10 protein-coding genes and 1 tRNA gene are annotated in these 12,463 nt (G+C 56.6%); all 11 read left to right on the top strand.

What is annotated here, in order from left to right; translation table 11 throughout:
• The first annotated feature begins 19 nt into the window (after nt 1-19).
• The 11 genes from J2S70_RS04075 to J2S70_RS04025 all read left to right on the top strand — a co-directional run bounded on the left by J2S70_RS04075 (nt 20) and on the right by J2S70_RS04025 (nt 12,374).
• Nucleotides 20-1,603, top strand: coding sequence for an alpha/beta hydrolase (locus J2S70_RS04075; RefSeq protein WP_307682465.1), 1,584 nt, complete (start codon nt 20-22; stop codon nt 1,601-1,603).
• A 92-nt stretch (nt 1,604-1,695) separates the two neighbouring features.
• Nucleotides 1,696-1,768 (top strand) — tRNA-Thr (locus J2S70_RS04070).
• 430 nt (nt 1,769-2,198) lie between these two features.
• The gene (locus J2S70_RS04065; RefSeq protein ID WP_307682464.1) at nt 2,199-2,477 is read left to right on the top strand and encodes a hypothetical protein; all 279 of its coding nucleotides are present in this window, start codon (nt 2,199-2,201) and stop codon (nt 2,475-2,477) included.
• A 126-nt stretch (nt 2,478-2,603) separates the two neighbouring features.
• Nucleotides 2,604-2,732 (top strand): hypothetical protein, encoded by a 129-nt coding sequence (locus tag J2S70_RS04060; protein ID WP_307682463.1) that lies wholly within the window; start codon nt 2,604-2,606, stop codon nt 2,730-2,732.
• 114 nt (nt 2,733-2,846) lie between these two features.
• The gene (locus J2S70_RS04055) at nt 2,847-5,258 is read left to right on the top strand and encodes a choice-of-anchor M domain-containing protein (protein WP_307682462.1); all 2,412 of its coding nucleotides are present in this window, start codon (nt 2,847-2,849) and stop codon (nt 5,256-5,258) included.
• Nucleotides 5,258-6,874, top strand: coding sequence for an anchored repeat ABC transporter, substrate-binding protein (locus J2S70_RS04050; RefSeq protein ID WP_307682461.1), 1,617 nt, complete (start codon nt 5,258-5,260; stop codon nt 6,872-6,874). The genes J2S70_RS04055 and J2S70_RS04050 overlap by 1 nt, the downstream gene beginning before the upstream one ends.
• A gap of 1 nt (nt 6,875) precedes the next feature.
• Nucleotides 6,876-7,916, top strand: a complete 1,041-nt coding sequence (locus J2S70_RS04045; protein WP_307682460.1) for a choice-of-anchor M domain-containing protein — start codon at nt 6,876-6,878, stop codon at nt 7,914-7,916.
• The gene (locus tag J2S70_RS04040; RefSeq protein ID WP_307682459.1) at nt 7,913-8,632 is read left to right on the top strand and encodes a metal ABC transporter ATP-binding protein; all 720 of its coding nucleotides are present in this window, start codon (nt 7,913-7,915) and stop codon (nt 8,630-8,632) included. The genes J2S70_RS04045 and J2S70_RS04040 overlap by 4 nt, the downstream gene beginning before the upstream one ends.
• A 2-nt stretch (nt 8,633-8,634) precedes the next feature.
• The gene (locus J2S70_RS04035; RefSeq protein ID WP_307682458.1) at nt 8,635-9,531 is read left to right on the top strand and encodes an anchored repeat-type ABC transporter permease subunit; all 897 of its coding nucleotides are present in this window, start codon (nt 8,635-8,637) and stop codon (nt 9,529-9,531) included.
• A 226-nt stretch (nt 9,532-9,757) separates the two neighbouring features.
• Entirely contained in the window at nt 9,758-11,014 is a 1,257-nt protein-coding gene (locus tag J2S70_RS04030) for an amidohydrolase family protein (RefSeq protein ID WP_307682457.1), read from the top strand.
• 106 nt (nt 11,015-11,120) lie between these two features.
• On the top strand, nt 11,121-12,374 hold the full coding sequence (locus J2S70_RS04025) for an MFS transporter (RefSeq protein ID WP_307682456.1): 1,254 nt from the start codon (nt 11,121-11,123) through the stop codon (nt 12,372-12,374).
• Nucleotides 12,375-12,463: the final 89 nt, after the last annotated feature.

Raw genomic sequence — 12,463 nt, 5'->3', positions numbered from 1 at the left:
AATAGCCTAAATTGGAACTGTGAAACTTAAACCTATTGCTTTGCTTGCCGCCACCACTCTCGCCCTTGCAGCGTGTGTGAACACGGTTGACGTTCAATCGCGCGATTCGGAACCCGCGCCCCCGCAGTCTTCCGAGTCGCCTTCCCCTTCGCCATCGGTAGATATCGATGCGGATGCCGTCGCTATAGACGCTCCAATGCCGGACATTCCTGCGGGCTTGGAGAAATTTTACAACCAGGACCTCCAGTGGTTTGACTGCGACGGTTTCGAATGTGCGGATGTGACTGTGCCGATGGATTACGAAAATCCGGATGGTGAAACGATCACGATCCGAATGAAAAAGGCTGAAGCGATGGGCGAGCCGATCGGGAATTTGTTGGTGAATCCGGGCGGGCCTGGCGGTTCAGGGCAGGACATGGCGTCGATGGCCAGTGCCTATTTTTCGGACGATATTTTGACCCATTTCAATGTGATTGGTTTTGATCCGCGGGGCGTGGGTGATTCGGCCCCGGTTGATTGTTTGAGCGACGCGGATTTGGCTGCGTATTTGGATACCTCTTACCCCGATACTGAAGAGGCAAAGGCGCAGGAGCAGGCCGCCGTCGATAATCTTGTGCAGGGCTGCATTGACAATACGGGTCCGCTACTCGAGTTCGTTGGCACGCGCGAGGCCGCACAGGATATGGATGTGATGCGCCACGTGTTAGGCGATCCGCGGTTATATTATGTGGGGTATTCGTATGGAACCACGCTTGGTGGAATGTATGCTGAGCTGTTTCCGGAAAATGTCGGCCGTGTGATTTTAGATGGCGCGGTGGATGATTCGATTTCGGGCTTTGAACAGAATTTGGCGCAGGCGAAGGGATTTGAGCAGGCTTTCGATGCGTTTGTCGAGCACTGTATCGCTGACGGCGATTGCGTGCTCGGCGACTCCCTTGAGGAAGCGCGGGCGAAGCTTTCTGAGCTGTTCGATCAGGTCGCGGAAAATCCGATTCCGGCGGGTAGCCGGGAGCTATCGGAGACGGGCTTGTTTTACGGTGTGATCATGCCTCTCTATGACGACTCTGCGTGGTTTGCGCTGGAAACAGGATTTGAGGAGGTCATTAACGACGGCACTGGTGAGATGTTCTTGATGATGTTTGATCTGTACATGTCCCGCGAAGGTGATTCGTTTAGCAGCAACATGACCGAGGCGAACTGGGCGATCAACTGCGCTGATACGCATGTGACTGGTGACGTGGCTGATTGGGAGGCGAAGGCCGAGCAGTTAACCGAAGAGGCGCCCATTTTCGGCAAGGTTATGGGCTATTCGCAGTACATGTGTTCGATTATGCCGGGTGGGGAGGATGGTCCGTTGGGGCCGTTCGTCGCTGCCGATTCGGAGCCCATTGTGGTTGTCGGAACGACGGGCGATCCGGCCACGCCGTATGAGTGGTCTGAGGCTTTTGCGGACAACATGGAAAACTCGGTGTTCGTGACGTGGGAGGGCGAAGGCCACACCGCTTACGGGCGCGCGGGCGACTGCATTAATGGCGCATTGGATGCGTTCTTGTTACGTGGGGAAGTTCCGGAGGATGGGTTGACCTGCGGCGCGGACGAGTAGATCGCGAAAGCTGGATTTGCGCTTGGCGCGGCGAATATCACGTTGCACTATTTGAAATACTGCCTGTTTGTTAGGTAAGTTGAACGGCGCAGGCCACCTTAGCTCAGTCGGTAGAGCGTCTCACTCGTAATGAGAAGGTCGCGAGTTCGATTCTCGCAGGTGGCTCGGCCCGATCCCGGATTCAGATGAATCCGGGATCGTTTGTTTCGTCACAAGCGTCGCCGGAAGGGGAGCAATAGCGAGAAGTGGTAGCGCCACATGAGGTGCGAAATGGTGGGCTACTTGAGGGCCTGCGCATTTGTACTCGAAAAAAGCCGCTTTTTGGCGCGAGCATCGATCTGAACGCTCAGATTCAGCAGTTTTGCGCATCTCCTGATGTAGGCCCTGCCCGGTGGGCCATGTCCAGCATTTCCCGATGCCAGCAACAAGGGCCTGTGAAAATAGTTCGCTGCGGGAAAATAACATGACTGTGGGCGCTCGCGTCTACTCTCAGCCCCGAAAGTAGCTTTCTGTCAGTGGATTTTCCCGCAGTCATCGCTATCTTTGAATTTCGGGAGTGCGATAGGTCCAAGCGAATCGGGGAGGTTGAGGGCTCATGACATTCACGTACGATGATTACGGCGACACGGTTTTGTACGACGTGTTCTATGAAGCCGGCACTTACTACGGTGGTGTCTTAGCGGCGCTTGAAGATGAGGCGAAAGCTCGTGGTGCCCATGAGCGTGCTCGTGAGATCTTCGAGCGCCACCTCGCATTGAACCGAGAACGCGCGAGCATAAACCCCGACGACCGCGAAGCGCTCATTGCTTGTACTGAGAAACGGCATAAGCTCGCGAACGAATGCAAAGAGCGGGCAATTAAGCAGAGCGCGTAGACGTGGACGAAGCCCAACTGCGGTCTAGGTGGCTTGAGCGTATTGCGCCAAGACTATTCTTAGCCAGGAAGCCGCACAGCTCAGGTCTTGCGGCTTTCACCGCCGAATTTTCTCGGCCGTTGTCCGATGACGAAAAAAGTAACCTACCGTCCTCACTTCGACGCTGTTGTGAGGGCATTCGATGAAGTTCATGACGCCAATGTTGAAGCCGCGGAACTTCTAAAAGAGCTCGAACTGGTGTTGGGAATCCAGTAGTTAACCCGACTGATAATTTGTGGCTAAGCAACAAGTAGTGAGGCATCATTCACTATTGACTTGCAAATGAGAATGGTTATGATTAGCGGTATCGTTATTCACTAGAAAGGTACGATGACTGTGCGCTCTACAGCGAAATTAAACAGATTCCACGCAAGTCTCGTCATTAGTTTATTGGCAGCCCTCACCTTGGGTTTGTCGCTCTTGCTACCGGTGCCGACAGCTGCGGCTGCTGATACCGATGACGAGCTATACGTGATGACTAAGGGTCACACGGATGTGTTCCACCTTGATCGGGATGCAACGGATCCGACAAAGGTCATTCTCAATGTTAAAGAGGACGAGAGTGGTTACGGAGTTCGCAGAGCCCCAGAAAATGTTATTTTCGGGGTAAACGATCAGGCTTATAGTGAAGATCCCAACTTGGTAAAAAATTTGGGCGCTGCAGGATATTGGTTGCCCGACCCACAAAATCACAGCCTGCTTTGGCCAGGCTGGGATTCTATGGGTGCGAACAGCGGGGGATTTAAAGAAAACCGGTTTGTCTTCGACAAAGTAAGTGGACCAGGTGACGTTTATCTCTTCAAAAGTGGAGGTTTGCTTGGCGGGCTCGTGAGCCCTCTAACAAATGGTGCAGGGCCCAATGGGTACATACTTCAGGCCGGCGCCTCCATTCACCAGACTTATGCGGCTCATGTTCACACTAACTGGTTGTTCACAAAGCCGGGAATTTACACGTTTACCGTGCACGCTGAGGGTGACTACGGAGATGGTCCGCAAACGACGAACACTGGGGTGTACACCTTTGCGGTAGGAAATCAGGCAATCGAGAACGCGAAGAACCAGTGGCACCAGAAGAAGGCCGAGGAAGCGGAAGCCGCAAGGAGGGCTGAAGAAGAACGTTTGGCTCAGGAGGCGGCAGAACGTAGAGCCAACGCAGTGTTCAAGGATACCGCAGCGGTTGAGGCGTACATTCAGGAGAATAATCTCGACGTGAAGACGGTCTCGACACAGGTTGGCGAAGAGATCGAGCTCAGCTTCTCCGGACTCACCCCTGGTGGCGATGTAGACGCCCATTTCTACAGTGAACCGACGACGATCGGCGCCGCCAAGGCTGATGAGAACGGCAACATTACGTTTACCTACACAATTCCGGCCGACACCGAAGTAGGTGACCACTACGCCGTAGCGATCGACTCACAGCCTGCATACTCCATTAACAAGGTTGAAGTCCAAGCCGCACCGGCCGACCCGGTTGATCCAGCACCGGCCGACCCGGTTGATCCAGCACCGGCCGATCCGGCTGACCCTGCAGATCCAGCCGATCCTGCAGATCCAGCTGACCCTTCAGATCCAGCCGATCCGGCTGACCCAGCTGACCCTTCAGATCCAGCCGACCCTTCAGATCCTGCAGATCCTGCAGATCCAGCCGATCCGGCTGACCCAGCTGACCCTTCAGATCCTGCAGATCCAGCCGATCCTGCAGATCCAGCTGACCCTGCAGATCCAGCACCGGCAGACCCAGCTGACCCTGCCGATCCGAAGCCCGGCAAGACCCCAGGAGGCACTCCCGGGGGTGGCAAGTCCGGCGGCGGAGGAAAGCTCACGGGCGGTGCAGGATTCGAAGGTGGGAAGGTCGAACAGTGCATCCCCACCGCTATCACCGAGAAGGTCGAGCGGCCGAAGGCTGGCAGCAGCTCTGGCACGAAGCTCGGCGGCTCGTACACGGTTCCGAAGAATACACATGTTCACCAGAACTGGGTGTTCACCGCACCGGGTACCTACGATCTAACCTTCCGCCAGACGGCTACCCTGAAGTCAGGTGACAAGGCCTCCACCACGGGAACTATTCGCTTCATTGTGGGCGGTCAGGGTAACGCCAACGAAGGTCACTTTGATATCGGTACGATTTCCGATGGTAAGAGCATCAAGATGCTCATCAAGGATGATCGCACGCAGCCCGCGAAGTGGGTTGAGCCAAGCTCCTTGACTTTCGGCCTCGGTAACGCGGCAAAGTTGAAGGCCCCTGCGGGAATTGGGTTCATTGCTGACAAGGGCCAAGACATTTGGATGATCTCCTCCGTGCAGGAGCCGAACGTTCCATGGGTTGGAGCTAATACCCAGCATCCCGACCTGCTGAAGAACACCACGGGTGAGGTCACGTGGACCCTCATCGGTGCCACCGGCCCCGGATCGGTGGGAGTCTTTGCATCCGCTAACTTCGGCGGTATTGGTGACGTCTGGTTTGGCGGCCGCGCAGCTGCCAGTACCGGAGAAACCGAACTCGTTGACCAAGAGGTCTGGGTTGGCCGTACCAAGGATGGGGAGGCCTGTGAGCTCACGGTGGAGCAGAAGAATCAGCTCTGCGCCGAGGGCAAGCAGCCCAAGGGATACCAGTGCCCGGCAGGTACAGGCCCAGGCAAGCTTTCCCACACCGGTGCCTCGACGGCAGGAGCTAGTGCGGCTGCACTAGCGCTGGTACTGGCAGGTATTGCTCTGGTTAGCAGGAGAGAACGCTCTCGCTGATGACCACTAGCTTTACAGGTGCGCGCCGGGCAACGACCGGCGCGCACCGCCTGCGTTACACACTATTGGCCATTCTGCTCGCTTTGGCAGGATGTTCAGTAGCGAGTGCAGAAACGTCCGACGACGACGGCCTAGTCGTCGTCGCGTCCACGCCTATCATCGCGGACCTTGTGGCGAACGTGGCGCCGAATGCCCAGATCCACACGCTGATCCCCATGGGTGCGGATCCCCACGCCTACGAACCGTCGATGGCGGCGCTTCGCGACATCACACGGGCAGATGTCGCCTTTTCGAACCAGCTCCTCCTCGAGCTGCAAGCACTCACGAACACGATCGATGCGAACCTACCCGAGGGCGCCCCGCACGTAGGGCTCGGGGAAGAGGCCATCAAGTTCGGCGGCTACCACATCCCGCTCGTCGAAGACGTAGCGCTGTCAACAGTGTGGCTCGGCTTCCGAGTCGACGGCACGGGCGGCACCACGGAGACCGTGACCATCGCCGCCACTGAGGCCACCGGCCCGGGCAACATTTCGGCATTCACCACCGGCACCTTCGGTGAGCCGACGCCGTGGATTTCTTCCCACGACGGGATAGACGAGCACGACGCCGTCGAACTTCCCACCAACGCACACACGCACATGTCGTGGGGCTTCACTGAGCAGGGTACGTACACGCTGACGCTCGAAGCTACCCACCATTGCGATGACGGTGATCGCCACCTAGGTAGCGCAACCCTCACCTTCGTCGTCGGCGATAATCCGCATGCGGATGGGCGGACCGTCATCAACTCCGGGCACATGGATATTACTGCCCATATGGCGGGCGGAATGACTTTGTTTGGCGATGGTCCGAACGGGGGAACCGTCAACTTGCGGCCGGAGTCGGTCGTCCTAGCCGTGCCAAATACAACTGTCACGGTGGTACCCGATAACAAGTGGCGCTTCCTTGGCTCACCTGGTGACGAAACATGGATTCTCGCGCAGGCTGTGATTGGGCGCCACGTGCATGGTGAGATCGATCCGCACCTGTGGCATGACGTGCGCAACGGGATCGCCTACGTGGAGGTCATCGCGGATGAGCTCGCTAAGATTGATCCCGAAAATGCGTACGAGTATGCGGATAACGCCTCGGCCTATATCGCCAAGCTCGAGGTGGTCGACGATTGGGCACGCAGTGTGCTCCAAACGATTGAGCCAGACAAGCGCACACTGATCACCGCACACGATTCTTTCGGCTACATGGCCCGGGCTTACGACCTGGACATTGCCGGATTCGTTGCACCCAATCCCTCGCTTGAACCATCGATCCAGCAGATCGCTAACCTCACCCGAACGCTGGAGGCCACCCCGGCGGCGGGCGTGTTTTTGGAGCCGACGTCGGCGGTGCACGTGGCCGAATTGACCACCGTCGCCCAGGCAACGGATAAGCGAATCTGTAACATTTATTCCGATACGCTAACGCCGGAAGTGCCTACCTATATCGCAATGTTTGACCACAATATTCGTTCGCTGAAATCCTGTTTGGACCGCGACTCGCTGTGGGCATGGCCGCTGGAGGAGCACGCCTCAATGCCTTATTTTGAGCAGAACATCCCCACCACACGGAAGGATTCTTAATATGAAAATGCGCAGATGTGCACTCGGATTTGCCGTGGCGCTTGCCGGTATTCCGGTGCTAAGCCAGGCGGCTGTAGCCGATACGGAGGAAACGGAGGGCCCCTCGGCGGTCGATCCCGCGCTGACACAGGTGGTGGATGCGGAGGAAGAAGTCGCTCCGCGCGGCACCGAGGTTGTGTTGGATGCGGGTCACATCGACATGGGCCCGAAGTTTATCGACGATCAGTGGACACTGATGATTCGTGACGACACGGATATTGAGCCGGTGTGGCGCCACCTTGAGGATGTTGTGTTCCAAGTTAACGACGGCGGCATCATGGAGCTACCGGATGATCCGGCTTACGATTTCATCGGCGCCGACGGCGAAGTGTGGGTGATTCCGCAGACCGAGATTCCTGATGTGGTCTGGTTGGGATGGAACACGCAAGATCCTGAGGTAACGCATCGGGTGCAGGGCACCGTATCGTTCGTATTTGGCGGGCACCAGGGCGATGGTTCGTTTAACGTGTTCGTTCAGGCGGGTAACTTTGGCGGGCCGCAAGAGCTGTGGACGTCGGCGAAGGATGAGTCCCAGCCAATTTCTGTGGAGCTGAACAACCACACGCACGCCAACTGGATTTTCACCGAGCCCGGAGTGCACTTGGTGCGCATGTCGGCATCGGCAACATTGGATGACGGCTCGTCAGTTCAGGACACACAGCTGTTGCGTTTCGCCGTGGGGAACGAGACGAACCCCGACGACGCACGGCCGGCCGCCATTGGTGGTGAGGCTGGCGACGATGCAGGAGACAACGGCGAAGAGGAAACGCGCGAAGCGCAAGGCGAAGAGTGGACACAGGAAGCCGAGCCGGAGGAGCCCGCTGATATCGATGAGCCCTCGGCTGTCGACGAGAATGAGAATGTTCCCGCGTACGTGGCGATTGGCCTAGGTGCGCTGCTTCTTGTAGCCGTGGTGATTGCACTCGTGGTGCGCAACCGGAATAAGCAAAAGCGCGAGGCGGCCAAAGCGGCCGTAGAGGCTGAGGCGGCGGACCGCGAGTGACTGCTTTAAAGGTCACGGACCTGAACGTAGCGCTGTCTGGGCGCCATATTCTCCACGACGTCTCGCTTGAGGTTCGCCGGGGCGAGCTGGTCGGTTTGATCGGCCCGAACGGAGCGGGTAAAACCACGTTGATGCGATCGATCATGGGGTTAATTCCCACGATGTCCGGCACGATTGAGGTGCCGGGGAGCGCGCCGATTGGCTACGTTCCCCAGCGCCAGGAGATCGACTGGTCTTACCCGATGAGCGTTGAGCAGCTTGTTGCCGGTGCGTTTGTGGGGCCAGGGAGGCGCCGTTCGCGGGTCGATGTTCTCGAAGCTACCTATCGGGCGCTTCGCAAAGTGGATTTATATGATTTTGCGGATCGGACGATTTCGGAGATGTCTGGCGGGCAAAAACAGCGGGTGCTCGTCGCACGGGCGCTTGCGCCCGATTCAGATTTGCTGCTGTTGGATGAGCCCTTCACCGGCTTGGATCATCCGAGTCAGGACGCGCTTTCTGATTTATTTGTAGATCTTGCGAAGAGTGGTGGTGTGGCGATTTTGATGTCGACGCACGATCTGACCCAGGCAGTGGATATTAGCGATTCGATTGTGATGCTGAACCGTAGTGTGCGGGCGAACGGGGTTCCAAAGACGTTAATGGATCCGCAACTGTGGATGGATACGTATCAGGTGCGCCGTGATTCGGCGCTGCTTCGTTCACTGGGGATGTGAAGATGAGCTTTTTCGAGTTTCTTGGCGATTTAATGAATCCGTCGTTGCAGTTTTTGCCGCGTGCCCTGCTGGTGGCGGTACTGTCGTCGGTGGTGACGGGTGTCGTTGGCGTGCACGTGGTGTTGCGCGGGCTGTCGTTCGTTGGCGATGCGCTCGCCCATGCCGTTTTCCCGGGTATTGCGATTGCTTTCGCCCTGCAGGGTTCGGTGCTCTTGGGTGGTGCGGTTGCCGGAGTCATCGTCGCTGTTTTAATCGCCGCATTTTCGCAGAATCTGCGTCTGCGGGAGGATTCGATCATTGGCATATTCTTCGTGGCAGCATTCGCTATCGGCCTGATCATCATGTCGCGTATCCCCGGATATACAGGATCGCTCGAGTCGCTGCTGTTTGGCTCGCTGACGGGCGTCACGAACTCGGACATCCTTGTGACGGCGGGCGTCGGCTCCATCATTATTGCGGTGTTGGCCGCTGCCCATTCGCAACTGGTGCTGGTGTCGGTGGATCGGGAATTTGCGCGTGCCTCGAAGGTACGGGTGGGACTCGTCGACCTACTGCTGTACGTGACGATCGCGGCCGCCGTCGTCATCTCGGTGCAAACTATCGGTAACATTCTCGTACTCGCGTTGTTGATCGCGCCGGCTGCTACCGCTCGAATGCTGACCGACCGGGTTTTGCCGATGATGTTTATCGGCCCGATTGTGGGCGGAATATCGGCGTTTATTGGGATTTGGATCTCGTGGGTGTGGGATACGCCGTCGGGTGCGACGATCGTGCTGGTTGCGACGACGATCTTCGTGCTCGTATGGTTCTTCGCCCCGCGGCGTGGGCTGATTGCTAATCTGCGCAAACGGGTGCGGATTGAATCCGATGTGAGCGCGATAACCGAGCCAGCCCACTAAAACTGTTTTCTGCGCGAATTCGCGGGAATGCTTGGTATACATAAAATGTGGCATAAGTCACGTTAAAGGCGAAAGTCCCGACACGAAATTTTCATAATTCGATACGGTGAAATTAACGGTAAGTGTCCCTCGTTAGCCACGTATCTCCACCCAGATGACGTGGCGGGTGTCGATGACGATCAACTTGGCACGCTGCGCCGTTGAATTTCACCTATCGGAGGATCACATGACCACCATAAAATTCACCAACCTCAGCGTATACCGCCAACCAGACGCGAAAGAAATCCTTGTCGAAGACGGCACGTTCAAGCAATTTGGTACAAACCTGCCCGATGCTGACGAAACTGTTGACCTCGGCGGCAAACTCGTCGTCCCACCCTACGTCGATTCCCACCTGCACCTCGACTACGTGTACACCGGTCGCGACGACGACGCTGCCGACAACGTCTCCGGAACCCTATTCGAAGGCATTGCGCGCTGGTCGCACATCAAGAAGAACCACACTGTGGAAGACGTGAAGCGCCGGGCACTTCGCGGAATTAGAGACGAAATGATTCACGGTGTGCAATACATCCGCACGCACGTTGACGTCACCGATCCCGAGCTGACCGGCTTGAAGGCAATGCTTGAACTGCGCGAGGAGATCAAGGACACGGTCACGTTGCAGATCGTATCCTTCCCACAGGAAGGCATGCACAACTATCCGCGCGGTGCTGAACTCGTTGAAGAGGGGCTCAAGATGGGCGCGGACGTCGTCGGCGGAATCCCGCACTCGGAATGGGCCCGCCAATACGGCGAAGAATCCGTTCACAAGACGGTCGATCTTGCACTCAAATACGACAAGCTGATCGACGTTCACTGCGACGAAACAGACGATCCGATGTCGCGCTTCGTTGAGCTGCTGAACGCGCGCGTACTGGCGGAAGACTACGGAAAGCGAACGACGGCGTCGCACACCTGTTCCTTCGGTTCGGCAGACAATGCCTACGCGTTTCGAATGATGGGCCTGTTTAAGAAGTCTGGAATTAATTTCACGGCCCAGGGAACAGAAAATGCCTACCTGCAGGGCAGAGCAGATTCCTACCCGAAGCGCCGCGGCCTGACACGCGTCAAGGAATTCCTAGACGAGGGAATCAACGTTTCGTGCGGCCAGGATTCGATCGTGGATCCGTGGTATCCGGCAGGAAACGGAAACTTGATGAATGTTCTCGATAACACGCTCCACCTTGCGCAGATCATGAGCTTCGACGAGATGGAGGTAGCGCTTGACCTGATTACGTACAACGGTGCGAAATCGCTGTCTATCGAAGACATTTACGGCCTTGAAGAGGGCAAGGACGCCAACTTTATCGTGTTGAACTCGGACACGGCACTAGAGGCTGTTCGCCAACGTGCCGACGTGCTCCGCTCGGTACGCCGCGGTAAGACCATCTTCGAGCGGTCAATCAATATCGAAAAAGATCTCGAACTGCCAACCGTATAACGATGCAATATGGCCAGCCAAGAGCTGGACTGAGGGTGGTCGTGGTTGCGCGGCCACCCTCGTTGCTGTTGAACGGGTTGGATACGTGTAGGAAGGCTTGAGATCAATGAATAGGGAAGTTGGTAAGTCACGGGAGCGCGGCGGCCCGGTTGATGATCGTGGTCAAAGTTCGCCGCCCAAAGCAAAGAATCCGCCGGTAGAAGTATCCATGTTCGTGCTGGTGTGCATGGCATCGGTGACGATGATGGCGATTCTTTCGGAACTCGTGCCCTCGGGTATTTTGCCCGAACTGATGGCGGGCTTGAATATTTCGGAGGCGCAGGCCGGAAACCTTGTAGGATTTTACGCTATCGCGTCTGCGATTTCAGCAATTCCCCTGATTGCTCTGACTCAGCCGCTACGGCGCAAACGCCTTTTGCTGATCTTGTTAATTGGGTTTGCAGCATCGAACTTCGTGGTGGGTATTGCCTCGAACTACGGCATGGCAGTGGCCGGTAGAATCGTTGGCGGCATTTGTGCGGGCGTGTTGTGGCCGATGATTGCGGCGTATGCGATGAAGCTGGTGAAGCCAGAAAATGGCGGCCGCGCCATCGCGATTGTGATGGCGGGTACCACCGTGGGAATGTCTATCGGAGTTCCGGTGATGACGTGGGTTGGGCGCACATTTGGATGGCGGATCGAATTTCACACGCTTGCGGTGATGACGATCATTATTGCTTTGCTGATGATTTTCTTCGTCCCGGATGCGCCGGGTGAGACCCATGCGAAAGAAAATTCGGTGTTCACGATCATTCGTAATCGTGGAGTTTTGTTGCTCGTTTTCCTCACGCTTCTTGCCGTGGTGGGTAATTACGCGATTTACGTTTACATCACCAACCTTGTGAGCACCACGAATTTCGGCCCGGGTGGCAAGCTGTGGTTGGCACAGCTTCTGTTCGGCGTCGGCTGTTTCATTTCGGTGTGGGCGGCTGCAAAGTTTTCAGATCTGCATCTGCGCGCGCTCATGACAACGATGCTTGGTTTGGGCGCCCTCGCATTCTTGGCGTTCGTGGTGTTCAAAGGAATGATCATCGTGGCCCACCTTGCCTTCGTCGTGTGGGGCTTTGGATTCGGCGCCCTCGTGTCGGTGTTCCAGGCCGGCACTACCCGGCAGGTGAGATCAGGAAAAGCGGTGGCGACGTCGATCCAATCGAGTACCTTCAACTTATCGATCATGATTGCCTCCTCGATGGGCGGTGCGATCCTCGACCGGTCCTCGATATACGTGCTGCTAGTTGTGTGCGCGATCATGCTCGCTGTTGCCGCCGTGATGACATTCGGTTCGAAGAAGACTTTTGCACCGGAGGTGATCGCTGAATAAAACCAAGTGAATCCTGGCCGGGCATATGGGGACGCTGTGAATAAATGCTCTGATGCTTGCGCTCGCAATCACCTTGACTCAAGCTAGAG

Source organism: Trueperella bonasi (genome assembly GCF_030811535.1).
Lineage (GTDB): Bacteria > Actinomycetota > Actinomycetes > Actinomycetales > Actinomycetaceae > Trueperella > Trueperella bonasi.
Note: the sequence above shows the minus strand (reverse complement) of the source record. Positions and strands in the feature narration are given on the sequence as shown.

Bases quoted from the DNA above. Each gene is read 5' to 3' on its own strand.
- J2S70_RS04065 (WP_307682464.1), top strand. From the start codon at position 2,199: ATGACATTCACGTACGATGATTACGGCGACACGGTTTTGTACGACGTG.
- J2S70_RS04060 (WP_307682463.1), top strand. From the start codon at position 2,604: ATGACGAAAAAAGTAACCTACCGTCCTCACTTCGACGCTGTTGTGAGG.
- J2S70_RS04055 (WP_307682462.1), top strand. From the start codon at position 2,847: ATGACTGTGCGCTCTACAGCGAAATTAAACAGATTCCACGCAAGTCTC.
- J2S70_RS04050 (WP_307682461.1), top strand. From the start codon at position 5,258: ATGACCACTAGCTTTACAGGTGCGCGCCGGGCAACGACCGGCGCGCAC.
- J2S70_RS04045 (WP_307682460.1), top strand. From the start codon at position 6,876: ATGAAAATGCGCAGATGTGCACTCGGATTTGCCGTGGCGCTTGCCGGT.
- J2S70_RS04035 (WP_307682458.1), top strand. From the start codon at position 8,635: ATGAGCTTTTTCGAGTTTCTTGGCGATTTAATGAATCCGTCGTTGCAG.
- J2S70_RS04030 (WP_307682457.1), top strand. From the start codon at position 9,758: ATGACCACCATAAAATTCACCAACCTCAGCGTATACCGCCAACCAGAC.
- J2S70_RS04025 (WP_307682456.1), top strand. From the start codon at position 11,121: ATGAATAGGGAAGTTGGTAAGTCACGGGAGCGCGGCGGCCCGGTTGAT.